A 26,487-nucleotide genomic window follows, 5' to 3' on the forward strand; every position below is an offset into this window, starting at 1 on the left:
TCGTACTCGATCTCCGCACCCTGTTCTGATCTAAACCGCGTCTCTACCGAGGCTGGTTAACTCCCCAAGGCCGAACACACCATGAAAATCACGCATTTCGCGCAGGACGCAGTTGCGCGGACGCTCCGATCACGGCGCGTCTAACAACTGCTCGCCCCGCTCGATCCGGGCCGCCCGCAGCAGCCAGCGGTGCAAGGTGTCTCGATCGCGACACGCACGGACGCGGGTCTCGAGCGGCGCGTCAACCGGGATGCCCCGACCCTGTAACAAGGCGAGAATGGCCTCGGCCATGCCTTCCTCGCGTCCCTCTTGGCGCCCTTCCTTGTGGCCTTCCTTGCGCCCTTCCTTATGACCTTCCGTGCGCACCGCCTCCAGGCTGTCATAGCCCTCCCGCTGCAGCAAATTGCGCAGCGTCGCCCGATGTCCCGCGGCGCGGTCGTACAGGGCCTCCACCGGGATCGGATTGCGCAGAATGCCCGGCGCCGCCAACACTTCGCCCGCCCCGACCAGGCGCGGCGGCTGACCGGCCTCGTGGACCTCCACCCGCCGTGGCCCATGCACCCGCACCACCCACACGTAACGGGTTCCGGCCGCCAGCAACTCGGCAATCTTGACCTTGAGATCCGCCTGATCCTGACCGCGGCCGGCATACTCGATGGCCAGCGGCGGCGCCCCGGGAATCCAACCGTCCGCGTCCGCCCCGGCGCGAGCGGCCACCGCCACATCGGGGGCGCGCAAGGTGCCCGGCGCGGGCGTGAAGCCGGCATCCACACCGGCCCATTCGACCGCCGGATCGCTGTCGATGACGGCGGCCCCGATCAGATTGGGCGCGGCATGCTCGCGCCGCGCCGGCGCACAGTAGAGTGGATGGCCGTTGGACAGCTCATAGCGGTCACCCTCGCGCAACTGGTCGACGCGAAAGGGGCCAACGGCGGGCTCGCGGCGGATCTTGGACATGGCGCTGGGCTCCGTTGTCATCAGGGCGGCTCGGTGGTGATGATAGCCTGGTGTCAGGCGTCATGGGGAGACGGCCCGCTCCCACTTGGACCGCGTCATCGGCACGGTTGCGGCGCTTTGCGGGAAAGAAGGATCCATGACCGCTCGGACCGGCGTTGCGCCAACGCCCCGCATCGCGCCAACTACAGGAGTTTCACCAGCGCCGCGATGGCTCCCACCTGCGCAAACATCAGCGGGATCAACCAGAGCAACAGGCTGTTGCGGCTCCGTTCGATCGCGGTCTTGATCTCGCCGCGTAGTTGCTCGATGTCCGTTTTGACCTCGCCGCGTAGTTGCTCGATGTCGGTCTTGACCTCGCCGCGCAGTTGCTCGATGTCGGTCTTGACCTCGCCGCGCAGTTGCTCGATGTCGGTCTTGACCTCGCCGCGCAGTTGTTCGATCGCGGTCTTGACCTCGCCGCGCAATTGCTCGATGTCGGTCTTGACCTCGCCGCGCAATTGCTCGATCTGGACCGACAGGTCAGCGCGCACCTGGACGATTTCTTTCTGCAACCGCAGTTCGGTTTCGCTCAAGTCGGCGCGCACCTGGGCGATTTCTTTCTGCAACCGCAGTTCGGTTTCGCTCAAGTCGGCGCGCACCTGGACGATTTCCTTCTGCAGCCGCAACTCGCTCTCGCGCAGATGCCCCTGGGTGACCAGGTCCGGCAAATGCGGATAACGCTCCTCCAGCCGCTCGAAGGCCTCCGCGATCACGCGCGCCCGCGCCCGGTCGTCCGGCGCACTGGCCAGGGCTTCGTACAGTTGTACCACCGAAGTGGCCATGCGCAATGCTCCTATGTCTTGCCCGCATTGGTTGAGCGGCCTTGATCCTGGTTCCGTGCGGCGTCCCAGCCGCACCGTGAAAGTCGCGCAGCGACCCTGTGGGAGCGGCGTCCCGCCGCGATGGGGCCAGGCGCGTAGCCCTACCGTTCGCGGTCACCGCGGCACCCATCGCGGCGGGACGCCGCTCCCACGGGGGACATTCATCTTCCGGGGTGGCTAATCCTTGCCATGGCCGTTAGCCGGACGAGGGCCGCCCGGACGCGAGGTCGACCGGCTGAAGCCGCGACCGCCGGTCTGATGGTCGGAGCAACGATCAAGTCCGCCGCCCACTTTCCCTCCACTCAAGATATCAGAGTGTGGGCAGATTTGAGGCAAAAATCCTGGCGCGGCCGCCGAGCAGCCAGAGGCGCCGCGCGCGAGCGGACGACATCATCAGGTCCAGGATGCCGCGTTTCGCTACGATCGGCGCAGCCTGCACCAAATAGATCCTTTCCCGGAAATGACCTTACCGCACACCCGCCGGCCGCGGCAGCAGAAAAGCCAACCCGCCCAACAGCAAGGTCGTACCGAGCACGAACAGGTGCAGGTTGACCGCTCCGGCAAGCGCGACCCGGGGGTCCACCCCCAAGGGGATCAGGGCCGCGACCGCGGCCAGTTCATAGCTGCCGCTGCCGGCGATGCCGTGGAAGGGCAGGACGCTCGACAGTTCAGCCCCCATGACTCCGGCCATCACCCGCCAGAAATCGACCGGAACGAAATGCGCCAGCACGCTGGCGAAGGCGATGAGCTTCAGCGTCCAGGTGACCGCTGTCCACAAGTAGACCCGGACGATCCGCCAGGGGTCGCGCGGGGCGGCGGCGGCGACCGTGCGCACCAAACGCCGCGCGCGCCCGCCCCCGGCGAGCCGGGGCGAGGTCCCCGCACGGCTGATCAGGGCGAGCAGCGACAGTGCACCGATCCAGACCAGACCGGCCGCCCACCACAGCCAGCCGGGATCGCGCAGATACAGGATCAGGATGCCGATCAGACCCAGGAAGTGCATGTCCAGGATGCGGATCCACAGGAGCGCGGCACCCGCGTCGAGTACGCCGAAGCCGAAATAGCGGCGCATCAGCCAGGGGAAGACCAATTCCCCGGTGCGCATCGGCAGCAGATTGTTGGCCGCATTGTGCAGGATGGTGAGACGCAGCAGCGGCATGAACCGGCCGCTGAACCGCGGACTGAACCAGGCGGAGACGCGCACCGCCCGCACGCCATAGCTCAGTGCCGCGAGCAGGACGAGCCAGGCAATCAGCGTCGGGGAGAAGGCGCGCCAAGGGGCGAGCAGCGGGCCCCAGCCGACGGTGAAGTGCACCGCGGCGATCAGGACGACGAGCAGTCCGGCACCGATGGCCCAATCGCGCGGCCGGCCGAGCCGCAGGGTCGCCGCATCGCGGTCAGGAGGCTGCCGCGACTCGCCTGGCGGCGGCATGGCGTCCAGGCTCAGCGGCGCCGTTGTTTCGGCGGATAAATCGGCGGCTCGCCCGGCGGGCGGGTCTTGAAGCGGCGGTGCACCCAAAAATATTGCTCCGGCATGGTGTGAAGCCGCGCCTCGATCACCTGGTTCATCCGGGCGGCATCGGCCTGCGGGTCACCGCTCGGAAAGGGCGCGAGGGGCGGATCGAAGATCAGTTCCAGACCCTGCCCCCAGGGCAGATAGCGCGCGAAGGTCGGGATCACCAAGGCGCCGCTCATGGCGGCAAAGCGTCCGAGCATCGGGATCGTCGAAGCGGCCACCCCACAGAAGGGCACGAACAGACCACGACGCCCGGCATCCTGATCCGGCAGGTAAAAGAAAGGGATTCCCTGTTTGATGACGCGCAGCAGGCCGCGCAGGTCGTCACTGCGCTCGATCGAGACACTGCCGTACTGGCGCCGCGCCCGTTTCACCTGCCAATCCACCACCGGATCGCGGATCTTCTGATACATGTAGACCCCGGAATGGACCAGGCCGGTAAAGGCCGCCCCGCCCAGTTCCAGGCCCACGAAGTGCGGGACCAGCACGATCACCGGTCGCCCGGCGGCGATGCAGCCGTCGATGCACGCGCGGTTGCGCACGCGCACCAGTCGCCCCAGGCGCGCCCGCGAGATGCCCCACCCGACCCCCTGACTCAGGGCCGCGACCCCGAGCCAGCCGAAATGGGCGCGCAGCACGCGCTCGCGCTCCTCGGGCGCGGCAGCGGCAAGGCAGATCGCCAGATTGCGCCGCGCCACGGCGCGCCGTTCCCGCGCCAGCAGATAAGCGACCCGTCCAAACCCCTGACCCAAGGCCCAAAGAAGCGGGAACGGCAGCCGCCCCAGTGCATAGACGAGACCGACCACCAGCCAGCTCGGCCAGTGGCGGGGGTGCCGGAGTCCGTTGCCATCACCCATCGCGTGCGTACCTGACATCTGAACAACGTGGTTGCTTTGTTACTCGAACACGGCCTCGGCGATCCGCGCCACATAGGGCAGGCCGGCAAGGGCGTGGAGTATCGCCCGAAATCCGTCCTGATGGGTATTGCCGAGGACCAGAACCTGATCGGGCGTGCAGCCGATGCGCCCGCGGCTGCCCGGATGGAAGCGGGCGCTGGGGTCGATGGCCGCCACCTGGGCACGGAACGCGGGGCCATCCGGGATGCAGAATTCATAGTCCAGGGCGCGCAGGCCGTCGGGCGGACCCTGGAGCCCGGATGCGTTCAGCCGGTTCAGGTCGAAGCCGATCGGCGCCGCGGCGCCGTCCCCCGCCGTCGCGCCGACCGGGCCACCGAGCAGCGCGCTCAGCACCAAGCCAACACACATTCCACGTCGACGTGACAAGCCATCCTGTCGGGCTTGGGAGCGGTTCAGGAATAAGCGATACACGTCCATCAGGAAGCACCTTTGGTATCTCGGTCGTTGCCGTTGTCGTTGCCGTTGTCGTTGTCGTTGTCGTTGTCGAAACGATGATACCCACGAGGACCTTGATCGTCGCTCCAGCCGCAAGAAAACCGGAGGGCGAGGCTTTAACCGGTCGACCTCGCGTCTGGGCGGCACTCGTCCGGCTAACGGCCATGGAAGGAACATCAAGCCACCCCGGAAGATGAAAGTCCCCCATGGGAGCGGCGTCCCGCCGCGATGCGGTGCCGCGGTGGCCTCGAACACTGCGGTTGCGCGCCCGGCCCCATCGCGGCGGGACGCCGCTCCCACGGGGTCGCTGCGCGATTTTCACGGTAAGCCTCGCGACCGCCAGTGCGAAACGCCGATCGACAGCGGGCTGGCTCATGCCCAAATTGAATCGGCTTCTCCGACTACGATTACGACAACGACAACGGCTATCGCTCGAACTTGTAGAAAATATCCCCGCCCGGATTCTCTCCGGTCTCGGTCTGAAGTTCGATGTTGCGGCTCCAGTCATACCGCAGCTTCACCGCGTCCTTGCGGTCACCGATGCCGCTCTCGTATTCCACGAACAGCTTGGGCGCCACATAGGTTCCGACCGAGATCGACTGGTCCTCCAGACCCGAATCACTGCGGGGCGCGATCCCGGTCAGGAGGTACTTGGTGATCTCCGCCTGGCTCAGGTTCGGATCACTATCCGAGAAGAAGGCGAGTTTCGGCTTGCGGATGTTCCCGAGGACCCGCACGCCGGCACTGGCACTTGCAGTCTCACGCTGGGCCTGGAGCAAGAGACCGGGATTGCCGATGGGCGTCATCGCATAGACCAACCGCCCTTGCTCGATGGTCAAAGGGGCGCCGATCTCGGCGCCCAGACCGAAACCGGCGGAGAAACGGTAGATCCCATCGACGATGGCCAGTTGACCATCCCCCAGCATCTCCTTGCCCGGGGCCTGCACCACCCGCAAATCGCCGGTCAGTCGACCACGCACCCCGAAGGCGTCGAGCGTCACGTTGTCGCCGAGCTTCAGACGCAGATCGATGTCGATCGGAAACGGTGGCTTTTCCGATCCGGCCTGATCGATCAACACCACATCCGGTGACGCCGAGAGCGTGCCCGCCGGGATGGCGCGCGGCCGGATACGCGCCTCCGGGACACTGATCTCGCCCGAGACGCGGGCGCCCGGCGGTGTCAGATCGACCTGGATACGCGGCGCGATCAGGGCGAAATACTCTTTGGTGTTGGCCACCTTGAGTCGCTCACCCGCGATCAGGAAGCGGCCGACCAGACCCGTGGGACCCAGCCGCGCATCACCGCTCAGTTCCAGCCGTCCACCGCCGATCTGCCCCTGACCCTGGAGATCGATGCGATCCATGGCCGAAGCCAGCAGATTGATGTTGAGATCGGCGATCTTGAGCCCGATCAGCGGCACCTCGGCGCCGAACTTGCGCAGCGCCGCATTCCCTTTGACCCCGGGTTTGCCGAGGGTCCCGCTCAACGACAGATCGGCGGCGATGCTCCCGGTCACCCCGGTCAGGTCCGGCACCAACTGGGCCAGACGCGCCAACCCGTCGATTTTCGCCTTGAGGCCGCCGCGCAGGGGCTGATCCGGACGCGCCGGATTGTCCAGCCGCCAGCCCGGTAATTCCGCCGATGCGCTGACCTCACCCAACCCCTTGAGCGGAAGAGCGAGACGCCCCCCCAGGCCCTTGGTTCCCGCGTCCAGTGTCAGGCGGGTCCTGGAGAAATCCAGCACCTCCGATCGGCCTCCGCCCATGATCAGGCGGATACGCCCATCGGGAACCGCAGCGACCAGATTGCCGGTCAGTAACGGACCCGAGGCTTGGAAACGGCCCTTGATCTGGGCCGCACCCTCGGCACTCTGATTCTCCGACAACAGGCCCTGGAGCAACTCGAACCCGAGCTTGTCCAGGTCGATATCCGCAGTCCACTGACCCGCCGCGGTTTGGTTGAAGCCGACACAGCCCCCCGAGCCCTTGCCGTTGCGCAGACACAGGGGCCCGGCGGCAATCCTGGGACCGGCGAGCACAACCGGCATGGTCTTCTGTAAACGCCAATTGCCATAGGGTTGACTGTCCAGATCGAACCGGGTCACTGCGCCCTGGTAGGCACCCTGGTCTTTGAGCCCGCCGTTGGCCTCCAGCCGAACCGCCAGCGGTTCGCCCGTCAAGGCGACGCTCAGACGATGGTTCGGCATACTGCCGTCGCCGCGCACCTTGAGACTGTCCCAACGCAAGGCCCCGACCGCGAGGCCGGTTCCATCGAGTTCGAGCTTGAGCGGCCCCGTGGGGGTCAATGCCAGATCCAGGTTTCCGGTCAGACCGGCCATGCGCTGGCCGGCCGCTTCGACGCCCTTGGCGCTCAGGTCCATCCGTACCCGCGGCGCCTGCAGCGTCCCCGCGACCTGGCCCTTGGCTTGGACGCTGCCCTTGGCCTGCGGCAGCAGACTGGCCAGATCGGGCGAGGCGAGTTCGAAACGCAGGTCGAGTGTCTCGCCCGCCAAGGTGCCGTCCACCCGCGCCATGCTGGGACCCGAGGCCGCGGTGAAGCCCTCCACGCGCAGCGTCCCCGCCGCCATACCGACCTGGCCGGTCGCGGCGATGGGATAACCCCGCAGGGTGCCCTGCACGCCCTCCAGCGCCGCCGTGAGGTTTGGCCCCTTGGCCTCCAGCGCGCCCTGCGTCCTGATCCGACCGTCGATGCGGCCCGGCCACGCGGGCGCATAGGCGCCGGGATCGATCCCGCCGGCCGTCAGATCCGCCTCCCAGGTGACCTGGGGGTCCCAGCCGGCGCGGGCGCGGCCCTCGATGCGGCCGTTCAAGGCATCCAGCCGCAGGGTCTCGATCACGGTGCCCTGACCATCGCCCGTGCCGCCGACGGACAGCCGCGCGGGCGGCAGCCCGGGCCCCTGGGAACTGGCCAGCAGGTCATATCTGAAACCGTCGAGCCCGCCCTTGCTCTCCAGCGCAAGGCTGATCCGGTCATCCAGGCCCGGAGCCAGGCCGGCCGGGTTCAGGTCCTGGCCACGCAACTTCAGGTCCCAGGTGAGCGCGGGCGCCCAGGCGAGGTCGCCGCCAACGTCCAGGGTGCCGCCCAACGTCTTCAGCACCAGTGCGGCGATGCGGGTGCCGGTGGCGGTCCCGCTGCCCTTGAGATCCAGGTCGATCGCCGGGAACCCGGGGCCTTCGGCCGCGGCCGCGACGGCATAGTCATAGGCATCGAAGGTGCCGGAGGCGTCCAGCCGGCCGCGCGGGGCCGTGGCCACGAGAGCGCCGGAGAGCGGCCAGCGCAGCCGCTCCCAGGCGCCCTTGAGCTGGAAGGTGCCGGGGTTGGGTTTGAGGTCCAGGCCGCCCTCGGCCTTGAACACCGCCCCGGAAACCGACTCATGCAGTTGCAGCGTGCGCAACGCCAGCGCCCGGTTTTTCCAGGCCGCGTCCAGCTCAGCCTCGAGCCGGCCGAAGTCAGGCAGGTTCGGCGCCTGGGCCTCCAGCGTGCCGGTCAGGGTCGCCGCATCCAGGTCACCGCGGGTTTCCAGGCGCCCGCGCACCACCACCTCCGGGGCACCCGCCTGAAAATCCGGCACCCGCACGTCCTTGATCTGGAGCAGACCCTCCCAGTTCGGCCGCCCGAGCAAATCCTGGACCTGGGCATCCAGTTCGACCTGCGCCGAGCCGTTCAGGTCGACCTGCATGACCAGCCGCTTGAAGTCGCCGCTGAGCTGACCCCGGCCTTTGATCTGCGCCGCCAACCCCAGACCCAGGTCCCAGTCCAGGCGCAAGTCCAGTGGATACGCGTCCCGCAGTTCCATTCGGCCCTCGACACGCGCCGCGAGCCGGGGTTCCGACAGGTCGAGTTCCAACCGCAGGAGGTCCAGGTCACTGCCCGCGAGCCCCCCCGCCAGCAGGGCGCGGTCCAGGACAAAGACGGGCACCGCGCTCCCCCGCTGCAGCACCCGCAGCCGCTCCACCAGGACCTCGTCGATCGCGATCCGCATCGGCAGGCCAATCTGCGGCAACGCAATCGGTTGTGGCTCCCGCTCCTGGCCGGGGACAGTGACGATATCCAGGTCGCGCGCAACCAGCCGGGCGACCCGCAAGGTGCCGCCAAAAACGCTCAGCGGCGACCAGTCCAGATCGAGACTTCCCAACCGCAGGTCCAGGTCGGTGAGATGCACCTCCAGATCCTCCAGATGCAGCCGCCCCAGGACCCGACCCTCCACCGTACCGACACTGATCACGCCGGTGGCCAGATCCTGGGCGAGCCCGAGCGCGGCACGCAGCCCCGGCTGGGTGCCGAGCACCAGCAGCAGCACCACGAGAACAACCAGGACAATCTGGACGAACAAGCCGCCGAACAGGCGCAGCGAGCGGATCAGCGGACGGCGCCGCCGGCGCGCCGGCGTCGCGGTCGGTGGGGACGGGTCAGTTGCGGCCGCGGCGATCTGGACCCCGTCAGTCATGGGCGCTGACCCGGTGATCGGTGTCCAAGGCTCAAGGCTCCAACCCCAGGGCACGCAATCGCGCGGCCAACTGCTCGGCACGTGCGTGCTCCTGCTCGGCACGGGCACGCTCCTGCTCCGCGCGGGTACGCTCCTGCTCGGCACGGGCACACTCCTGCTCGGCACGGGCACGCTCCTGCTCGACACTGTCACGCGCCGACCGCGCTTGCGCGGCCTCGTGCTCAGCCTTGGCGGTCGCCCGCGCGGCACGCGCCGCCTCATCACGCAGCCGCGCGGCCAACTCGACCGAGGTCAAGAACGGCTGCCCTTGGGGATCGAAGATCTCCAGCGTCTCGCCGCTCAACGCAAAGCGGATACCCAGCCGCGGGCTGACCCAGCCCTTCAAGTGGGACATCCGCCGCAACCGCCCCTCCTGGCGCAGCCAAACCTCCAGCGTGTTGGGCGAGGGATCATAGACGTAGTACTCCTCAACCCCATAGGCATCGTAGAAGGCCAGTTTGTCGGCCATCTCCTTGACGCTGTTGGCCGGAGAGAGGACCTCGAAGACCACCTGCGGCGCAATACCGCCCTCTTCCCACTGTTTGTAAGAGCCGCGGCGACCCTTGGGCCGCCCGATGGCGACCATCACGTCCGGGGCCACCGGCCCCGTGATCCGACGGTCGGGAACCGGATACCAGAAGAGATCCCCGGCGACGAAGACCTGCGGGTCCCGCGCGAAGAGGATCTCGAGGTTCTCCTTGATCTTGACCAGCCATTCATACTGCTCGGTATTCTCCGCCATGGGCTCGCCGTCGCTCTCCGGATAGGGGTCGTCGGGGTCGAAATGTGCGAGCGGATTCATCGCCGCGGTCCTCCACTGGGGTGGGCATCAAGCGGAAGTGGATACCCGTCGTTGTTGGTTTTTCGTTTCTCGGATCTCACCCGGCGCGACACCTTGATATTCGCAAGTGCGGCGATCCCATCCACTTCGAGCTCTGGACTCAAATGAGGCCTCAGCCCACGCGGCTGGCGCGGATGGGGCGAAAACGCCTCGCCGACCCGCTCCAAGTCGGCCTTGCTGCTGCTGTAATAGCGTGCCGCCTGCATCGTCTTGGGCAGATTCTTCAGCACATGCCACAGACTCCAGCGATGTTGCCACAGGCGTCGCGAGAAGCGCCGTCGATAGCCCTCGCTGTCATAGAAACGACGGACCTGCGTGTTATATAGCGCGTCCATCTCCACCCGCGACGCAAAGCCCTTCGGCAGGTAGACAAAATTGAGACAGTTCATCAGCCGCCAGTCTTCGTTGAATTCGCCCGGTTCGCCTCCGACACATTCATCCCAGATCGGCGCCCCGTACAGGGGACTAAACTTGCTCATATTCATTTCGTCGAGATCGAGCGACAGCATGAAATCACTGGTCGCGGCGATCGTTTCCGGTGTCTCGCCGGGCAGCCCAAAGATGAATAGCCCCTTCGCCCGCAGCCCCGCGGCGTGAATCTGCTCGACAGTCCGGCGAACGCTGTCCAGGCTGACGCCGGCCTTGTGCCGTTCCATCATGCCCGGATCGGCCGACTCGATACCCATGGACACCATCAATGCGCCGGCCCGCTTGAGCAGACGCAACAGTTCATCCGACGTGTGGCCGGTGCGCACCGCGCAGTTGAAATCCATGCCCAGGGGTTTCGCGATCAGTCGTTCACACAAATCCGTCACCCGCTTGCGTTGTGCGGTGAACAGGTCGTCGTAGAAATTGATATGACGGATGCCAAAACGGTCACGCAGGTACTTCATGTGCTCATAGACATAATCCGCGGAGTTCGTCTTGTACAAGCGCTCGAATACCGTGCGGTCGCAGAACGAGCAGGTGTAAGGGCAGCCGCGGGAGGTGACCATGGTCGCGCCATACCGCTTGACATAGGAAAACAGCGGCAGATGATAACCGCGGGGGAAACCGACGAGTTTTTCGTAGGCGGGAAAAGGCAAATCGTCGAGATCGAGGATACGCCGGCGCCGTGGGTTGGAAACGATATCCTCGCCACTGCGATAGCAGAGATTGGCGATCTCGCGCGGGTCCCGGTGCTCGGCCAGGTCCAGCATCGTCCCCTCGCCTTCGCCGATGCACAGGTAATCGATTTCCGGAAAGTGTCGCAGCAGCGCTGCACCAATAGCGGAAACGTGCACATTACCGAACACGATTCGAACATGCGGACGTTGCGCCTTGACGCGCGCCGCGATCTCAAACGCATCCATGAAGCCCGAAGTCGTGACCGAAAAGCCGACCAGTTCGGGGTTCGTCGCCAACACGATCGCGGCATTGGCGTCGATCGAAGCGGGCGCACCGGGGCCTAGACAATCGTGTACGGCACACGGATGCCCATGCTGCTCCAGCCAGGCCGCCAGTTGCAGGATGCCCAGCGGCGCCATGCGATTCGCCAGCAGCGAGAAATCCGGCTGACCGGGCACGAAATTGAATCCGGCCGGGTGAACAAGCGTGATTCTCATGTCAGCACCAGAGGATAAAGTTGCCTGCTGCAAATGCGGCCGCATTCCGTCTGCACGAAACCAGCCGGCTTCTCGGGAGAGCGGCGAAGTTTACGCCCGTCAGGTTGTCGGAGTGCCATCCATAGCCCCGAAAACATTGGTACCGCCGCGCCGGCCGCGTTCAATTCCGCCCTTGCGGCGACCGCCCACAACTCGAAACGTGGACACAGCACACCCGCGGGGCAGCGCAAGCGAGGTACCCCCTGGTGACGCTTAGCGTCATCCAACGGCATCGCAAGAGCGATCGTCCGCTATGCCCCGAGACCTGCAAAGTTGCGTGCCAACTCTTGATGATAGGACACATTGTATTTTTTTACAATAAGTTAGCGTCAACCTGAAACTCCGGAAGACACACTGCATGAAGGTGTAACTGCCTGCACAAAAACTGCCGCGGGGCGCACGAGGGAGTTTAGCCCGCGCAAATTATCGAGTAAACTGCAAGTGGTGGCCTTGGGCACGGAACGGCGGGCTTCTCTCGCTCCGGAGTGTCGGTTACTATAAATCCATCAATTCGGTGCGGAAATGTCACAAGAAATCAATGTCGTCGGCATCTCGCTTGCCTTGGTACTCGCCGCCAACCTGAGCGGTTGCGCCTCCAATTCCGCCGAGCAGGCCGCGGCAACGCCAAGCGCGGGCATGAACAGCAGCGGCCAGGTTGTCGATTCCAGCAGGATCGAGGCCGGTACCGGCCGGGCGGTCAAAGGCATTAATGACTGGGAAGGAGAGATCACGGGCACACCTGCGGCGAACAGCAAGTTCACCAAGCTGCAGATCGGGATGCCGATGAAACAGGTGACCGACCTGATTGGACAACCGACGGACCAAGGCGCTTACATTACGGGCAAGGCATTCATTCCCTTTTATTTCGGAAGCGACAAACATCGCTATGAAATGGTCTACAAAGGCCAGGGACGACTGATCTTCGCCGGCGGATCGATCGGCGATTTTTCCGGCGGACATTTGATCTGGATTATCCACAATGCGAACGAATCGGGCTATCGCTAATCCAGAGCACGGCGCGGCCTCGGACTGTTGGGCCTGCGCCGGGAGCGCTTGGCTTGATCCCACGTAGTTGCGAAATCACCATGTCTGAAGCCAATCCTGAACTGCAAAGCGAGGTCGCCCGACTCATCGTCGATGCCCTCAATCTCGACATCAAGCCGGAAGCGATTCAACCCGAGGCCCGCCTTTATGGCGAGGGAATGGGGCTTGATTCCATCGATATCCTGGAAGTGGCCCTCGCCGTCTCCAAGCGCTTCGGCTTTCAATTGCGTACGGATAACGCGGACAATGTCCGAATCTTCAATTCTCTGCGCAGTCTCACGGAGCACATCGCGGCGGCCCGGACAAAATGAGCCTTACACAAATTTACACGGTTCGTCGGACCGCCATCGCTGCCGGGGTCATTGCCTACCCGATATTGGCGTATTACAGCACCACCCCGGAGGCGGTCGATACTGTTCCGACGCTTGGCCTCACCGTCTCGCTGGCGCCAGTGCTGGCGATACTGGCGTGGCTGGCCTGGCATTCCCCCCGGCGGCTCGTCATGCTTGCGCTTTGCGTCGCGGTAGGGTTCCTGCTATGGCAGTACCGGGACACGCTGGAACGCAATGTCGGCTGGGTCTACTTCATCCAGCACGCCGGCACCTACGTGCTGCTGGGCGCTGTATTCGGCATGACCCTGAGACGCGGGCGGCACCCCCTGTGCACGCGCTGTGCGCAAGCGTTGCGCGGCAGCCTCAGCCCGGAGGTGGCCCGCTACACGCGCTCCGTCACGCTGGCCTGGACGCTGTTTTTTCTGGGCATCAGCCTGATTTCCACGCTTCTGTTCGTATTCTGCAACATCGATGTCTGGTCGGTTTTCGCGAATTTTCTGACACTGCCGCTGATCGCACTCATGTTCGTCGTTGAACATCTGGTGCGCCTGCGCAAGCTGCCATACCTGGAGCAACACAGCATCATGGATAGCATCCTCGCCTTCCGCAATATCCCCGAGGCAGCCCCCGGCATCTCCCTTCATACCCGCTGAGTTGCCATTGCGTCCGACCATGTCGACACTGCCGCTGATTGCCCATCGCAGCCCTGATGCCATCGTGGCCTGGCGCGACAGCCTGCCGGTCAGTGCCCGGCAATTTCTAAGCGATGTTGAGCAGGTGGCCGGATTGCTGCCCGCGGGGCGGAATGTGCTTAACCTGTGCCGCGACCATTACCGTTTTGCCGTGACCCTGGCGGCTTGCATCGTCAGCGCCCGCACCAGCCTGTTGCCGTCCACACACACCCCGGAAATGGTCCGGCAGATGCGGCACATCGCCCCGGATGTCTTTTGCATTGCCGACCAGGCTGCCCGCGGTGTCGACTTGCCCGTCTTCCACTATCCCGACCGGACGCCGACGTCCGCAGCCGACCGGGCGATCCCCAACATCGACTGCGAACAGGTCATCGCGCAGGTGTTTACGTCTGGATCCACGGGCGTACCGGAGCCCCATCCTAAACGCTGGGGCAGCCTGGTGCGCAGCGTGCGTGCGGAGGCGCAACGGCTAGGTGTCACCGCCGGCTACGCCACGCTCGGAACCGTGCCGGCCCAACATATGTATGGTCTGGAATCCACCTTATTGATGCCCCTGCAGAGCGGTGGATCACTGCATGCCACACGCCCCTTTTATCCGGCCGACATCTGCGCGGCGCTGGCGGCCCTGCCCCGGCCCCGGTTGCTGGTCACAACACCCTACCACCTGCGGACACTACTGGCGGAGTCGGGCACCGTGCCGACCGCAGACCTGCTGCTGTCCGCCACCGCCCCTCTCGGGCGCGACTTGGCAGTCGAGGCCGAGATCCGGTTTGCGGCCCCCTTGTTCGAGATTTACGGCTGCACCGAGACCGGCCAGATTGCCGCCCGACGCCCCACCCGTGGTGCCGCCTGGCAGACCTTCCCGGACGTCCGCCTGCGTTGCGAAGGGGAGCGCGTCTGGGCCGAGGGCGGGCCTGTCCCCAGGCCGACACCGCTGAGCGACGTTATTGAGTTGGTGGATGCGGACCCGACCCATTTCCTGCTCCACGGCCGCCATGCCGAGCTCGTCAACATCGCCGGCAAACGGACCTCGCTCGGTTATCTCAATTACCATCTCAACGCCATCACGGGGGTGTTGGACGGCGTTTTTCTTCAGCCGCTTGATGGCGATGATCGCGCGTCGGGAGGCATCCGCCGCCTGATTGCCCTGGTGGTGGCACCGGAGTTGACGCCGGCAGCCCTCATGCAGGCGCTGCGCGAACGCATCGATCCGGTCTTTCTCCCTCGACCGCTGCTGTTCGTTGATGCGCTGCCGCGCAACGCCGCCGGGAAACTGCCAAACCAAGCGACGCGGGCGTTTCTGGCGCGCTTGCAGTCGTCAACGACAACCGGCCTCCCGACATGACGGATGTGCGCCTGCCGCTTTCGGTCGCTGCCGATCATCCGGCCTATGCCGGTCACTTCCCCGGCCAGCCGATTCTGCCGGGCGTGGTGCTGCTGGACGAGGCCCTCCATGCCCTGGCCGCCCAGCAGGGACTGGAGCCTGCCGTCGGCCAAATCAAATCGGCGAAGTTTCCGAGCCCGGTTCAACCGGGGCAGGCGCTATGCCTCACTTATGCCGCGACGGCACCAGGCGTGTTTCGCTTCGCGGTCATGGCTGACGAGCGGCTGGCAGCCAGCGGCGTCATGACCTTCGCAACGACCGGCCTGGGAGCTGATAGCGCGTGACCCCTCCGGATCTCGCGCGCCAAGCCGAATGGGCGCGACGCCAGGAACGCAGCAACACGGCCATGCTGCGGGTGATGACCTGGATCTCGCTGCGCTTGGGGCGGCGCATCGCGCGCGGCCTGCTGTTCGGCATCAGTCTCTATTTTCTGTTATTTGCCTCGGCCGCCCGGCATGCCTCCCGCGCTTATCTGCGGCGTGCCCTGGGGCGGGCGCCACGGCTGCGCGACTTGTTTCGGCACTTTCACACCTTCGCCACCTGCACCCATGACCGCGTTTACCTGCTCAACGACCGCTTGGATCTCTTCGATATCCAAGTGCACGGCGCGGCGGCGCTCGACGCGGTGCTGGCGGCCGGTCGTGGCGCTTTCCTGATCGGCGCCCACCTGGGCAGCTTCGAGGTGGTGCGTGCGGTCGGTCGACAGCGGCTGGGGCGTCGGATTGCCATGGTCATGTACGAGAACAATGCCATCAAGATCAACGCCGCCTTGGCGGCCATCAACCCTGCCGCGGTGCAGGAAATCATCCCCCTTGGTCAACTCGATTCCATGCTCCGGGTGCGTGCCCGGCTGGACGAGGGCATGGTGCTGGGTGTTCTGGGTGATCGTACCTTGGACGATGGCCCCGCCCTGCCGGTAAAATTTCTCGGTGAAACAGCCGGCTTTCCTCTCGGCCCCATGCGCCTGGCCGCCACGCTCGAATGCCCGGTGCTCTTCATGACGGGCCTGCATCTGGGCGGCAACCGCTACGCCATCCATTTCGAGCCGCTGGCGGATTTCACGGGTATCGAGCGCAAAGGGCGCGATACGGCCATCCGTGAGGCGCTCGCCGCCTATGCTGCCAAGCTGGAGCGGCATTGTCATGGCGCGCCGTTCAACTGGTTTAATTTCTTCGATTTCTGGCGCTCACCCGCGGGTGGCGGGCGCGCTGTCGCATGATTCGCAATAGGCAGCGCTTGGGCGGGAAGGTGATCCTCAGCATGTTCTTGCTCGGATTGCATCTGTCGGCGCCGGCCGCCCAGTTCACTGTCGCCGAACTCATGAGCGCATTCGCCGACCATACGTATGGGACAGTCTCCTTCAGCGAGAAGAAGTACATTTCCATGCTGGACATACCGGTGGAGTCGTCCGGCGAACTGCTGTTCGTCCCCCCCGCCCGCCTGGAGAAACGCACACTCAAGCCGAAGTCGGAAACCCTGGTACTGGATGGCGATGCCCTCACCATCGAGCGACAGGCCAAAAAGCATACGCTGCAACTCAAGGATTATCCGGAAATGGCAGCCATGATCGTGGGCATACGCGCCACGCTGGCCGGCGACCGCGAGGCACTGGAGCAAGTCTATCACCTCGACCTCGAAGGCAGCCGTGACGGCTGGACGCTGATGCTGACGCCGCTGGACACCCGCGTGGCCTTTGTGCTTGCCCGCATCCGCATCGACGGGACGCGCACTGAGGTACGCACGGTCGAGATCGTACTGGCCGACGGCGATCGTTCGGTCATGAGCGTCAGCAAGAGCGCTGCGCCATGAGGCGAGGTGGCAGTGTCGCGTTCATCCTCTGGCTGGTGTTGCTGTCGGCCAGTCTGTGGGTGGTGATGCGAACGCACTACACGGCCGACTTGTCTGCCTTTTTGCCGCGAACCCCGACCCAGGAACAGCAACTTCTCATCGATCAACTGAAATCCGGCATCGCGTCCCGTCTGATGTTGATCGGCATCGAGGGGGGCGACCAAGCCGGTCGGGCGCGCGCCTCGCGCGATCTGGCCGCTCGGCTGCGCACCGATCCCCAATTTCTGCACATTGCCAACGGTGAGATGCTGGGCCTCGAGCGTGATACCCAGGTCTTGCTGGAGAATCGCTATCTGCTGAGCCCGGCCATGCATGCCGATCGGTTCACGGTGGCCGGCCTGCGCCAGGGCGTCGCGGATCACATCGACCTGCTTGCCTCATCGGGCGGGCTGCTCGGCAAGGGATTGCTGCCGCGCGACCCCACCGGTGAGTTCATGCAATTGCTGGATGCCATGGCCAGCGGTCAGCGGCCGCAAACGGTCGACGGCGTCTGGTGTTCCCGCGACGGTCAGCGCGCCCTGCTCCTGGCCCGCACCCGTGCCGAAGGGGCGGACACGAACGGGCAATCCATGGCGGTCGAGGCCATCCGGAGCGCCTTTGCGGTGGTGTCACAGCCGGGAATGGCGCTGGCGCTAACCGGCCCCGGCCCCTTCTCGGTGACGGCACGCGCCACCATCAAACGTGACGTGCTGGCGCTCTCCGGTCTCGGCAGCCTGATCATCGTCAGCCTGCTGCTCCTGGTCTACCGTTCGCCCATCGCGTTGCTGCTGGGCGTGTTGCCGGTGCTGTCAGGCGCGGTGGCCGGCATCGCGGCGGTCAGTCTCGCGTTCGGCATGGTACATGGGATCACGCTCGGTTTTGGCATCGCGCTCATCGGAGAGGCGGTGGACTATTCCACCTACCTGCTCATTCAGTCGGAACGGACGAACGGCGCAACCAGTCAGACCCAAAGCCACTGGAACGCGGCCTTCTGGCCGACGATACGCATCGGCGTGCTGACCTCCGTCATCGGCTTTGCCTCACTGCTCGCTTCCAGCTTCCCCGGACTTTCCCAACTGGGCCTTTTTTCGATCACCGGCCTGGTCACCGCCGCCCTGGTGACCCGCTTCGTCCTGCCGACCCTCCTGCCTCGTGACCTGCATGTGCGCGATCTCGCTCCCTTCGGCTGCCGACTTCAGGTCTGGGTTGCGTGGGCTGGCCGGTTGCGCGGACCTGTCCTGGTCCTGTTCATCGCCGCCTGTAGCGTGCTGCTGGCAAAGCATGACGACCTGTGGAACCGGGAGCTGGCAGCCTTGAACCCGGTGTCTGGTGCCGACCAGGCGCTCGACATTACGATGCGCGCCGACCTGGGCGCCCCGGACGTGCGCTATCTGGTGATCGTGACCGCAACCGATCGCGAGACGGCGCTCGCCACCAGTGAACGTGTGGCGAGCGCGCTGCAGCGGCTGGAAGGGTCTGGCCTGATCACCGGCTTCGAAAATCCCGCCGCCTATCTGCCCAGCCAGGCGCTCCAGCGACAGCGCCAGGCCAGCCTGCCGCCCGACGCCGAACTGCGTCGGCGGTTCAAGGCGGCCATTGCCGAACTGCCGCTGCAGCCGGATCGCTTCGCTCCGTTTTTTGCGGATGTGGCGAAGGCGCGCGGCCAGGCGCCTTTGACTCCGGACGATATCCAGGGAACAGCCCTGGCAGAGGGAGTGGATGCCCTGCTGATGCAGTCGGGGGGGCGCTGGACCGCCTTGCTGCCGCTGCGCATCGCGGCTACCGACAGCCTCGACGCGCAGGAGATGCGACAGATCCTTGCGCAAACTGGTCTAGCAGGTGTCTATTTCATTGATCTCAAAGGCGCGGCCGACCAGCTTTACGCGGGCTATCTGCGCGAGGCCATCCTGCTGTCACTGGCGGGTCTGGCCGCGATCGTCGGCCTGCTCTTCGTTGCCACCCGATCGCTCGGCCGCGTGTTCCGCATCGCCGCACCGCTGGTGGTCGCCGTGGCCGTCACCATCGCCGGCCTGGTCCTGGCCGGTCAGCAACTCACCATCCTGCACTTGGTAGGCATGCTGCTGGTGGTGGCAATCGGCTCCAACTACGCCCTGTTCTTCGACCAGGGGGCTGTTGAAGGGAGCCTGTCGCCGCGCGTCCTGGCATCCATCCTGGTTGCCGTCGGCACGACGGTGGCCGGCTTCGGCATTCTGGCCTTTTCCACTGTACCGGTGCTCAGCGCGGTCGGCTGCACGGTCGGTCCGGGCGCGATGCTCGCCCTGGCTTTTTCCGCCATCCTGACGCGACGCACATGACGGTGCTGCCGCCTGTCCATGCGCCGCGTCAATGGCGCCCCACGCCGCTCTTGCAGGCGACCTTCGCTCTGCACGTCGGGGCCTTGGGGTTGCTCGCGCTGCAACCGGGGTTGTGGCCCTGGAGTTTGGGTGCCTTAGCCGCCAACCACCTGTCCCTGACCGCGGTCGGTCTCTGGCCGCGCAGCCGCGGCCTTGGCCCCAACTGGGTGCGACTGCCGCCGACAGCGGCCGCCGGGCAGATCGCGATCACCATCGATGACGGCCCCGACCCGGAGGTCACACCGGCGGTGCTCGACCTGCTCGACCACTGCGACGCCCGCGCCAACTTTTTTTGCATCGGTGCGATGGCTCAACGCTATCCCGAACTGTGCCGGGACATCGTTCGCCGGGGTCACGCCGTGGAGAACCACAGCCAGCATCATTATCATCACTTCGCCATCCTCGGACCGCGCCGGATGGCGCGCGAGATCGCCACCGGCCAGGACAGTCTGGTCGCCGTCACGGGCCAGCGGCCCTGTTTCTTTCGGCCCACGGCAGGCCTGCGCAGTCCCTTTCTGGAACCCATCCTGGCCCGGCAGGGCCTCTATCTGGCCAGTTGGACCCGACGCGGCTATGACACCCGCAACCGGGATGCGGATGACGTGGTCCGTCGCTTGACCACTGATCTCGCCGCCGGCGACATCCTGCTGCTGCATGACGGCAACGCGGCCCGCACCGCGGCCGGTCAGCCGGTGATCCTTGCCGCGCTGCCCCGCGTACTGGACAGGGCGGCGGCCAAAGGCCTCAACACGATCACCCTGCGTTCCACTCTGGACAGACCCCCGCTATGACGCTCAGCCCCGAGACCCTGCGCAAACGCCTCATCGACCAGGCCAGCGGCCCTTACCGGGCCGTCGGACGCTTTCCCTACTATTTCGCGCGCGGCAAGCTCCGCCGTGATCCGGTGTTCGTTGGTATGTTGAAGCGCGGACTCTTCCCCGACGACGCCCGCATCCTTGATCTGGGCTGCGGCCAGGGCCTGCTGGCGGCCTGGCTGCTTGCCGCCCGACAACTGTATGATGCGGGTGATTGGTCAGCGGACTGGCCCGCCCCCCCACGGGTCGCCAGTCTCCGCGGCATCGATCTCTTGAAGATTGATGTACAACGCGCCCATCTTGCCTTCGGCTGGTGGGCCCGCTTCGAAGAGGGTGACATGCGGCATATGGATTTTGGCCAGGCTGACGTCGTGGTCATCATGGACGCTGTGCATTATGTTGATGTGCCGTCGCAGGACGACATCCTGCGACGGGTGCGTGCCGCACTGCCGCCCAATGGCCTGTTTCTGACGCGCGTCGGAGACGCCGGCGGCGGCCTGAAGTTCCAACTCAGCCACTGGATCGACCGCACGGTGGCGTTGTTCCGCGGCATGGGCCAACTGCGCTTGCATTCGCGCCGCTTGCAGGATTGGATTCAAACGCTGGAAGCGCTGGATTTTCGTGTCGAGACCGCCCCCATGAATGGTCTTCTGCCGTTCGCCAACGTGATGCTGATTGCCCGGCTGGGCGACAGCGCCAGGGTAGGGAGATAGGGCGATTTCCGTCAAAGATGTTCCGGTAAGGAAGGGTTCACTAATAAGTCAAACAAGTCTATTAAGGAACGCCGTTGCCGCCTCGGTCGTTATCGTTGTCGTTGTCGTAATCGAACTGATGATCCCCGCGAGGATGCACTTATCCGATTACGATTACGATTACGATTACGACAACGATTGTATTCGTTGTTTAACTTATTTCTGACTCATTACTCTCAGACGGCCAATGGATTCCTCATGACGCCTGTGCGCCTTTCCCATTTTACTGCCAGCAGTTGCCTCGGCTGCGGCCGCGCAGCGACGCTGACGGCATTGCTGCAGCACCGCGGCGGCCTTGCTCCGTGTCGTTTCGAGACCATAGACGATCTCGAAACACCGGTCGGCGAGGTGCCTCAGGTGGACGATGTCGCTTTGCCCGCCCCCTTGGCCGAGTACGAATGCCGCAACAACCGCCTGGCCTGGCTGGGCCTGCAACAGGACGACTTCAGCGCCGCCGTTGAGGACGCCATTGCCCGGTATGGCCCGCGGCGGGTGGGTATCCTGATCGGCACCAGCACCGCGGGCATTCTGCAGACCGAACAGGCTTACCGTCGCCGGGACCCGAACACCGGCGCTTTGCCGGAAGACCTTCTCTATCGAACCACTCACAATACGTATTCGGTCGCCGCTTTCATTCGCCGTTACTTCCGCCTCGCCGGACCGGCGCTGGTCGTTTCCACCGCCTGCTCGTCGAGCGCCAAAGTCTTCGCGTCAGCCGCCCGCATGCTGGCTGCCGGCGTCATCGATGCAGCCATCGTCGGTGGTGTTGACTCGCTGTGCCTGACGACGTTGTACGGCTTCAACTCGCTGGAGTTGCTTTCCGCCGAACCCTGCCGACCGTTTGATGTCGATCGCAAGGGGCTCTGTATCGGCGAGGCCGCGGCCTTTGTCCTGCTGGAGCGGCCGGGCTCCAACCGCGACGCCGATACAGTGCTGCTGCTGGGCGCCGGTGAGTCCAGTGACGCCTATCACATGTCTGCGCCCCATCCCGACGGTCTTGGCGCTCAAATCGCCATGGCCGCGGCGCTCCGCTCGGCGGGTTTGCAGGCGAGCGACATTGACTACATCAACCTGCACGGTACCGCGACGCCGAGCAACGATGCCGCTGAGGGTAAGGCCGTGGCAGCGCTGTTCGGCGACCGGACGCCATGCAGTTCAATCAAGGGCGCGACCGGGCATACGTTGGGCGCAGCCGGCGGCTTGGAGGCGGTCATCAGCGCCTTGGCGTTGCAACACGCTTTTCTGCCGGGAGGGATCAATACCAGGCACCTCGACCCCGCCATTCCCATCCAGTACCTGACCGCCAACAGCACGCTTGCGCCGTCCAGGGTGTTGAGCAATTCCTTCGGATTCGGCGGCACCAATTGCAGCCTGGTGTTCGGACGTTCAGGCTGACATGACATCCACCACCACAGCCGTGCTCCGGGGTTGGATCGATGGTATCGGCGTGTTGGGTCCCGGCCTGAGCACTTGGGCGCAGGCACAACCGATCCTGGCCGGCACAGTCGTCTATCAGCCGCAGCCAGTGCTCATACCGACCGCGGCGGCGCTTCCCCCACCGGAACGTCGGCGTGTCGGTCTCGCCGCGAAGGTCGCGCTCGCCGTAGCGCAAGAGGCGATCACCAATGCCCGGTCGGATGCGAGAGCGCTCGCCGCCGTGTTCTCATCGTCCGGAGCGGATTGCGACAACTGCGATGCCATCTGTCAGGTGCTGGCGTCCGAAGACCGCCACCTTTCACCAACCCGCTTCCACAACTCAGTGCATAACGTCGCGGCCGGCTACTGGAGCATCGCCTCCGGAGCCATGACGCAAGCCACGGCGCTGTGTGCCTATGACGGCAGCTTTGGGGCCGGTTTGCTGGAGGCGCTCACCCAGGTGGTCGTGGATGGCGTTGGCACACTGCTGGTGACTTACGAGGTGCCTTATCCAGAGCCGCTGCACGCCAAACGGCCCTTTCCCGCGACTTTCGGTCTGGCCTTGGTGTTGATGCCGCAACCAGGCCCCCACTCCCTGGCGCAATTGCAGGTCGACTTGGTAGAGGCCCCCCCGGACCAGGTGGCGATAGCAGAGGTCGAAGCCCTGCGCAGCCGGATCCCCTCGGCGCGCGGCCTACCCCTGCTGCAGCTCCTGGCACAAGGCCGTCGCGGCCGGGTGATCCTGGAGTACCTGGACCCACTCAACCTGGCCGTGACTATCCTGCCATGCCGCTAGATCTCGCGTGGCTGCGTGCCCATCTCCCCCACCAGGGCACCATGTGCCTGTTGGATCGTATCGATGACTGGAACGCCCAGGGAATCCGCTGCACGGCCGTGAGCCATCGCGCCCTGCAGAATCCCTTGCGCGCGCACGGCCGGCTGGGGGCCGTCTGCGGCATCGAATATGCCGTCCAGGCCATGGCTGCCCACGGTGCCCTGCTGGCCGCTCCCGATACGCCGCCCCGCACCGGTTATCTCACCAGCGCGCGCGAGCTGACACTGCATGTTGCGCGACTGGATACGATCGATGCCGAACTGAGCGTCATGGCGGCACTTCGCTATGGCGATGCCAACACCGTCCTTTACGATTTCACCGTTTCCGCCATGGGAGATCTGCTGCTGAGCGGTCGCGTCACCGTGGTGCTGGACGCGGCGAAATCGGGGACACGGCCGTGACGCGCGCCGTCGTCAGCTCCTGGGGTTTCCCGCCTCCGAGCAGACCGATCGCTGGCCAGGTCATCGCGGTGAACGGAGACATGATATGACGGCGTCCGCGGCGGCTGTCGCCGTCCATCAGACTGAGATATTGCTGTTTTTCACCCTGCTGCAACTGACGGTGATCATTCTGGCCGCCCGCCTGGGAGGGGGGATTGCGCAGCGGCTCGGGCAGTCACCCGCGGTCGGGGAGATCATCGTCGGCATCCTGCTCGGACCTTCCCTGTTTGGCCTGCTGGCCCCGGCGGTCTTCGCCTATGTCTTTCGTTCGGTGCCGCCCGCACCGATGCAGATGCTGTCGCAGATCGGCCTGATCCTGCTGATGTTTCAGATTGGCCTGGAGTTTGACTTCGCTCATCTGCTGGATCGGCAGCACCGCCGCGCCGTGACCTATATTGCCACGGCCAGCATGGTGGCACCATTTGTCCTCGGCTTCGGTTTCGGCTACGCCACGGCCCCGGTGCTGTCACCCGGTATCGATCCGATCACTTCGGCGCTGTTCATTGCCACCGCCTTCTCGATCACCGCACTGCCCATCCTCGGGCGCATGATGATCGAGTTCAAGATCACCCATCAGCCCATTGGCGTCATCGCCATCAGCGCCGCCGCGATCAACGACGTGGTCGGCTGGCTGCTGCTCGCTCTGGTCACCGCGCTCGCCTTGGCCCAATTCAACGCCTCGGACTTCGGCCTCAAGGTCTTGCTGGTCGCAGGGTACTATCTGACCTGGTGGTTCGTCATGCGACCCCTGATGAAACGCCTTATCCGCATCAGTCAGACCAGCCCGGCGCCGATGGGCGAGAAGGCCGGGCGCGGCAAACTCACCCACAATCTCCTTGGCATCCTGCTCGCCGGCATCTTCATCTCGGCGATCACCACCTATCAGATCGGCATCTTCGCTATCTTCGGCGGCTTCATGATGGGCGTGATCCTGTATGACGAGCACGAACTGATCGCGGCATGGAAGGAACGTGTCGGCCATTTCGTCATGATCTTCTTCCTGCCCATCTTCTTTACCTATACCGGCCTGCGCACCAACATTGGAAGCCTGGACTCCGCTTCCGCCTGGGGTTGGTGCCTCCTGCTGATCGCCTTGGCGACCCTTGGAAAGTTCGGGGGCAGCTATGTCGCGGCGCGCTGGGCCGGGCTATCGCATCAGGAGGGCAAAGTGCTTGGCATCATGATGAACACCCGCGCCCTGATGGAACTCATCGTCCTCAACGTCGGCTATGATCTGGGTGTCATTTCCCAACAGGTCTTCACGATGCTGGTGCTGATGGCCATCTTCAGTACCGTCATCACCACTCCTGGCCTGCGCCGCTGGTTACCGGGATTGCGGATCGGGATTTATTCCCGGCACTGAGACTTATTTCTCTTATTAGTGAACTGTCCCTCAGACGCCAGGCCCCCATCCGGCGCGCAACCGTCGCCGCAGGAGCGCCGGAAATCGCAGCAGGAAACCCAGCATCAACCGCGCGTGCATCCACGTCAACTGGGCATTGTCGCGCAGATAGCGGAAGTGAGAAACACCGCCTTGGTCGGCGGAAAGATACTTCACCGGAGCGGACAGGTTGATGGGGCGGACGCCGCGCCAGCACAGGCGAACCACCGCCTCGGGATCAAAATCGAAGCGGCGCATCCAACGCTGGCCATGCATCACTTGACGCAAGGGTTCGATGGGATAGACGCGGAAGCCGCAGAGCGAGTCATCAATGCCCATCCACAGGGTTTCCAGGTTCGCAAACCCATTGGATACTTTGCGACCCTGAACCCGCAGTCTGGGTGCGCTGACGTCGAACGCCGGCACACCCAGAACCATCGCGTCCGGAGCCCCGATGGAAGCGGCCATGAAGTCCGGGATACGCTCGACCGGATGCTGGCCGTCCGCGTCCATGGTAAGGGCATGGGTGAAACCCTCACGCGCGGCGAGATCGAGGCCATGCAGAATCGCCGCGCCCTTGCCGCTGTTTTTCGGTAACGCGAACACCCTGAGCCCGGGGTCTGTTGCCGCCATTTCCTGAAGTACCGCGGTCGTCCCGTCAGTACTGCCGTCCACGACCACCCAGACCGGCGTCCATTGCCGACAGGCGGCGCGCACCACGTCATAGACCAGCGCACCGGAGTCGTAGCTGGGAATCAACACCAGATGGGTTTCGCTGCTGTTCAAGCTGGGGGGCATCATTGGCACCGGGGTCCACCGGATGGTGCTTCCACGATGCACCCGGCGGCAGGAAGCCGGGAAGTCCGGCGCAACTCATCGGTGAAATAACGCTCCAGCTCCACGGTCAATACCCTGGCCTGTTCTACCGGCGCGAAACGATGACCAAGGCGGATACGATAGGTGATCGGCATCGTGGGTCGGCGCAACAGTGACCAGCCCTTACCGAGGTAGGGCGAGTCAGTTTCAATGAAAACGGTCTGAATCGGCACCTTTGCCCGACTGGCGATGAGCGCGGCCGCCGGCGTGCAGGCGTTGATGGGCCAGCGGGTGGTGCGGGTGCCTTCAGGAAACAGCAACAGGTGACTGCCGCTCGTCAGTTCGGCGACTGCCTGCTTGATCATGCTCAGTTGAGCGTCGTTGCGGATGTAACCGGCCAAACGGGCGCTGGCGCCCAAGAAGACATTATCGACGATGTCGGCCTTCATGACGCAAGCGATGTTGGTAAGCCGCGACGTGACCAGCAGGGCGTCGAGCAGGCCGGGGTGGTTGGGCGCGATCACCAGCGGCTGTTCGCCTCGCAAGGCATCGAGGGCCTCGATATCGAAACGGCAAGCACCAATCAACTCCAGCGTACCAAGGTAGATGCGGGACGTGTGAGTGATCGTCCAACGGCCAAGCGGGGCGGCCCGACGCTTCGGCAAGACATACAACAGCGGCATCGCCAATAACGAGCACGTCAGGGTCATGATACCGAGCAG

The 26,487-nt window shown here is 64.9% G+C and carries 24 protein-coding genes; 14 read left to right on the top strand and 10 right to left on the bottom strand.

The genetic code is table 11. The features are described from left to right. Window positions 1-129: 129 nt before the first annotated feature. From A39O_RS0102620 to A39O_RS31680, 8 genes are all read right to left on the bottom strand, one after another. The gene (locus A39O_RS0102620) at window positions 130-978 is read right to left on the bottom strand and encodes a Uma2 family endonuclease (RefSeq protein WP_020503165.1); all 849 of its coding nucleotides are present in this window, start codon (window positions 976-978) and stop codon (window positions 130-132) included. Window positions 979-1,139: 161 nt separating this feature from the next. Beyond that, window positions 1,140-1,778 carry a DUF1640 domain-containing protein gene (locus A39O_RS40215; protein WP_020503166.1) on the bottom strand — a complete coding sequence of 213 codons (639 nt, stop codon included), beginning with the start codon at window positions 1,776-1,778 and terminating at the stop codon, window positions 1,140-1,142. A 505-nt stretch (window positions 1,779-2,283) separates the two neighbouring features. Further along, the gene (locus A39O_RS0102630) at window positions 2,284-3,249 is read right to left on the bottom strand and encodes a lysylphosphatidylglycerol synthase transmembrane domain-containing protein (protein ID WP_020503168.1); all 966 of its coding nucleotides are present in this window, start codon (window positions 3,247-3,249) and stop codon (window positions 2,284-2,286) included. Window positions 3,250-3,260: 11 nt separating this feature from the next. Continuing rightward, a complete protein-coding gene (locus tag A39O_RS0102635) occupies window positions 3,261-4,190 on the bottom strand; it encodes a lysophospholipid acyltransferase family protein (protein ID WP_020503169.1) in 930 nt (309 codons plus the stop codon). Between the two features lie 39 nt (window positions 4,191-4,229). Then, the gene (locus A39O_RS0102640; RefSeq protein WP_020503170.1) at window positions 4,230-4,598 is read right to left on the bottom strand and encodes a hypothetical protein; all 369 of its coding nucleotides are present in this window, start codon (window positions 4,596-4,598) and stop codon (window positions 4,230-4,232) included. 512 nt (window positions 4,599-5,110) lie between these two features. Further along, entirely contained in the window at window positions 5,111-9,154 is a 4,044-nt protein-coding gene (locus A39O_RS0102645) for a translocation/assembly module TamB domain-containing protein (protein ID WP_020503171.1), read from the bottom strand. 31 nt (window positions 9,155-9,185) lie between these two features. Continuing rightward, window positions 9,186-9,995, bottom strand: a complete 810-nt coding sequence (locus A39O_RS0102650; RefSeq protein ID WP_020503172.1) for a Uma2 family endonuclease — start codon at window positions 9,993-9,995, stop codon at window positions 9,186-9,188. Further along, window positions 9,992-11,671, bottom strand: coding sequence for a B12-binding domain-containing radical SAM protein (locus tag A39O_RS31680; RefSeq protein WP_211211528.1), 1,680 nt, complete (start codon window positions 11,669-11,671; stop codon window positions 9,992-9,994). The genes A39O_RS0102650 and A39O_RS31680 overlap by 4 nt, the downstream gene beginning before the upstream one ends. 528 nt (window positions 11,672-12,199) lie before the next feature. On the opposite strand from A39O_RS31680, the gene A39O_RS0102660 reads away from it, so the two are divergent. The 14 genes from A39O_RS0102660 (at window position 12,200) to A39O_RS0102725 (ending at window position 24,931) form a co-directional block, all read left to right on the top strand. Further along, on the top strand, window positions 12,200-12,682 hold the full coding sequence (locus tag A39O_RS0102660; RefSeq protein WP_020503174.1) for a hypothetical protein: 483 nt from the start codon (window positions 12,200-12,202) through the stop codon (window positions 12,680-12,682). A gap of 80 nt (window positions 12,683-12,762) precedes the next feature. Further along, window positions 12,763-13,032, top strand: coding sequence for a phosphopantetheine-binding protein (locus tag A39O_RS0102665; protein ID WP_020503175.1), 270 nt, complete (start codon window positions 12,763-12,765; stop codon window positions 13,030-13,032). Continuing rightward, on the top strand, window positions 13,029-13,706 hold the full coding sequence (locus A39O_RS0102670) for a COG4648 family protein (RefSeq protein WP_020503176.1): 678 nt from the start codon (window positions 13,029-13,031) through the stop codon (window positions 13,704-13,706). Before A39O_RS0102665 ends, A39O_RS0102670 begins: the two co-directional genes overlap by 4 nt. A gap of 19 nt (window positions 13,707-13,725) precedes the next feature. Next, on the top strand, window positions 13,726-15,090 hold the full coding sequence (locus A39O_RS0102675; RefSeq protein ID WP_020503177.1) for an AMP-binding protein: 1,365 nt from the start codon (window positions 13,726-13,728) through the stop codon (window positions 15,088-15,090). Then, window positions 15,087-15,413, top strand: coding sequence for a hypothetical protein (locus tag A39O_RS41540; RefSeq protein ID WP_020503178.1), 327 nt, complete (start codon window positions 15,087-15,089; stop codon window positions 15,411-15,413). Before A39O_RS0102675 ends, A39O_RS41540 begins: the two co-directional genes overlap by 4 nt. Continuing rightward, a complete protein-coding gene (locus A39O_RS0102685) occupies window positions 15,410-16,348 on the top strand; it encodes an LpxL/LpxP family acyltransferase (protein ID WP_020503179.1) in 939 nt (312 codons plus the stop codon). The genes A39O_RS41540 and A39O_RS0102685 overlap by 4 nt, the downstream gene beginning before the upstream one ends. Further along, a complete protein-coding gene (locus A39O_RS0102690) occupies window positions 16,345-16,938 on the top strand; it encodes a LolA-related protein (RefSeq protein ID WP_026199111.1) in 594 nt (197 codons plus the stop codon). The genes A39O_RS0102685 and A39O_RS0102690 overlap by 4 nt, the downstream gene beginning before the upstream one ends. After that, window positions 16,935-19,271 carry an MMPL family transporter gene (locus A39O_RS0102695; RefSeq protein WP_020503181.1) on the top strand — a complete coding sequence of 779 codons (2,337 nt, stop codon included), beginning with the start codon at window positions 16,935-16,937 and terminating at the stop codon, window positions 19,269-19,271. Before A39O_RS0102690 ends, A39O_RS0102695 begins: the two co-directional genes overlap by 4 nt. Then, window positions 19,268-20,101 carry a polysaccharide deacetylase family protein gene (locus A39O_RS0102700; RefSeq protein WP_020503182.1) on the top strand — a complete coding sequence of 278 codons (834 nt, stop codon included), beginning with the start codon at window positions 19,268-19,270 and terminating at the stop codon, window positions 20,099-20,101. Before A39O_RS0102695 ends, A39O_RS0102700 begins: the two co-directional genes overlap by 4 nt. Then, window positions 20,098-20,838, top strand: a complete 741-nt coding sequence (locus tag A39O_RS0102705) for a class I SAM-dependent methyltransferase (protein ID WP_020503183.1) — start codon at window positions 20,098-20,100, stop codon at window positions 20,836-20,838. Before A39O_RS0102700 ends, A39O_RS0102705 begins: the two co-directional genes overlap by 4 nt. Before the next feature lie 237 nt (window positions 20,839-21,075). After that, entirely contained in the window at window positions 21,076-22,272 is a 1,197-nt protein-coding gene (locus A39O_RS0102710; RefSeq protein ID WP_020503184.1) for a beta-ketoacyl-[acyl-carrier-protein] synthase family protein, read from the top strand. 1 nt (window position 22,273) lies between these two features. After that, entirely contained in the window at window positions 22,274-23,089 is an 816-nt protein-coding gene (locus tag A39O_RS0102715) for a beta-ketoacyl synthase chain length factor (RefSeq protein WP_020503185.1), read from the top strand. Then, window positions 23,080-23,529, top strand: coding sequence for a hotdog family protein (locus A39O_RS0102720; RefSeq protein ID WP_020503186.1), 450 nt, complete (start codon window positions 23,080-23,082; stop codon window positions 23,527-23,529). Before A39O_RS0102715 ends, A39O_RS0102720 begins: the two co-directional genes overlap by 10 nt. 85 nt (window positions 23,530-23,614) lie before the next feature. Beyond that, window positions 23,615-24,931 (top strand): cation:proton antiporter, encoded by a 1,317-nt coding sequence (locus A39O_RS0102725; RefSeq protein ID WP_020503187.1) that lies wholly within the window; start codon window positions 23,615-23,617, stop codon window positions 24,929-24,931. A gap of 30 nt (window positions 24,932-24,961) precedes the next feature. Here the strand turns inward: A39O_RS0102725 and A39O_RS0102730 are convergent, their stop codons facing one another. Next, on the bottom strand, window positions 24,962-25,747 hold the full coding sequence (locus tag A39O_RS0102730) for a glycosyltransferase family 2 protein (protein ID WP_245561744.1): 786 nt from the start codon (window positions 25,745-25,747) through the stop codon (window positions 24,962-24,964). After that, window positions 25,747-26,475: a lysophospholipid acyltransferase family protein gene (locus A39O_RS0102735; protein ID WP_083924470.1), complete on the bottom strand. Its 729-nt coding sequence runs from the start codon at window positions 26,473-26,475 to the stop codon at window positions 25,747-25,749. Before A39O_RS0102735 ends, A39O_RS0102730 begins: the two co-directional genes overlap by 1 nt. Window positions 26,476-26,487: the final 12 nt, after the last annotated feature.

This window comes from Lamprocystis purpurea DSM 4197, assembly GCF_000379525.1.
In the GTDB taxonomy this organism is placed as follows: Bacteria; Pseudomonadota; Gammaproteobacteria; order Chromatiales; family Chromatiaceae; genus Thiodictyon; species Thiodictyon purpureum.

Bases quoted from the DNA above. Each gene is read 5' to 3' on its own strand.
- A39O_RS0102620 (WP_020503165.1), bottom strand. From the start codon at position 978: ATGACAACGGAGCCCAGCGCCATGTCCAAGATCCGCCGCGAGCCCGCC.
- A39O_RS40215 (WP_020503166.1), bottom strand. From the start codon at position 1,778: ATGGCCACTTCGGTGGTACAACTGTACGAAGCCCTGGCCAGTGCGCCG.
- A39O_RS0102630 (WP_020503168.1), bottom strand. From the start codon at position 3,249: ATGCCGCCGCCAGGCGAGTCGCGGCAGCCTCCTGACCGCGATGCGGCG.
- A39O_RS0102635 (WP_020503169.1), bottom strand. From the start codon at position 4,190: ATGGGTGATGGCAACGGACTCCGGCACCCCCGCCACTGGCCGAGCTGG.
- A39O_RS0102640 (WP_020503170.1), bottom strand. From the start codon at position 4,598: ATGTGTGTTGGCTTGGTGCTGAGCGCGCTGCTCGGTGGCCCGGTCGGC.
- A39O_RS0102645 (WP_020503171.1), bottom strand. From the start codon at position 9,154: ATGACTGACGGGGTCCAGATCGCCGCGGCCGCAACTGACCCGTCCCCA.
- A39O_RS0102650 (WP_020503172.1), bottom strand. From the start codon at position 9,995: ATGAATCCGCTCGCACATTTCGACCCCGACGACCCCTATCCGGAGAGC.
- A39O_RS0102660 (WP_020503174.1), top strand. From the start codon at position 12,200: ATGTCACAAGAAATCAATGTCGTCGGCATCTCGCTTGCCTTGGTACTC.
- A39O_RS0102665 (WP_020503175.1), top strand. From the start codon at position 12,763: ATGTCTGAAGCCAATCCTGAACTGCAAAGCGAGGTCGCCCGACTCATC.
- A39O_RS0102670 (WP_020503176.1), top strand. From the start codon at position 13,029: ATGAGCCTTACACAAATTTACACGGTTCGTCGGACCGCCATCGCTGCC.
- A39O_RS0102675 (WP_020503177.1), top strand. From the start codon at position 13,726: ATGTCGACACTGCCGCTGATTGCCCATCGCAGCCCTGATGCCATCGTG.
- A39O_RS41540 (WP_020503178.1), top strand. From the start codon at position 15,087: ATGACGGATGTGCGCCTGCCGCTTTCGGTCGCTGCCGATCATCCGGCC.
- A39O_RS0102690 (WP_026199111.1), top strand. From the start codon at position 16,345: ATGATTCGCAATAGGCAGCGCTTGGGCGGGAAGGTGATCCTCAGCATG.
- A39O_RS0102695 (WP_020503181.1), top strand. From the start codon at position 16,935: ATGAGGCGAGGTGGCAGTGTCGCGTTCATCCTCTGGCTGGTGTTGCTG.
- A39O_RS0102700 (WP_020503182.1), top strand. From the start codon at position 19,268: ATGACGGTGCTGCCGCCTGTCCATGCGCCGCGTCAATGGCGCCCCACG.
- A39O_RS0102705 (WP_020503183.1), top strand. From the start codon at position 20,098: ATGACGCTCAGCCCCGAGACCCTGCGCAAACGCCTCATCGACCAGGCC.
- A39O_RS0102710 (WP_020503184.1), top strand. From the start codon at position 21,076: ATGACGCCTGTGCGCCTTTCCCATTTTACTGCCAGCAGTTGCCTCGGC.
- A39O_RS0102715 (WP_020503185.1), top strand. From the start codon at position 22,274: ATGACATCCACCACCACAGCCGTGCTCCGGGGTTGGATCGATGGTATC.
- A39O_RS0102720 (WP_020503186.1), top strand. From the start codon at position 23,080: ATGCCGCTAGATCTCGCGTGGCTGCGTGCCCATCTCCCCCACCAGGGC.
- A39O_RS0102725 (WP_020503187.1), top strand. From the start codon at position 23,615: ATGACGGCGTCCGCGGCGGCTGTCGCCGTCCATCAGACTGAGATATTG.
- A39O_RS0102730 (WP_245561744.1), bottom strand. From the start codon at position 25,747: ATGCCCCCCAGCTTGAACAGCAGCGAAACCCATCTGGTGTTGATTCCC.
- A39O_RS0102735 (WP_083924470.1), bottom strand. From the start codon at position 26,475: ATGACCCTGACGTGCTCGTTATTGGCGATGCCGCTGTTGTATGTCTTG.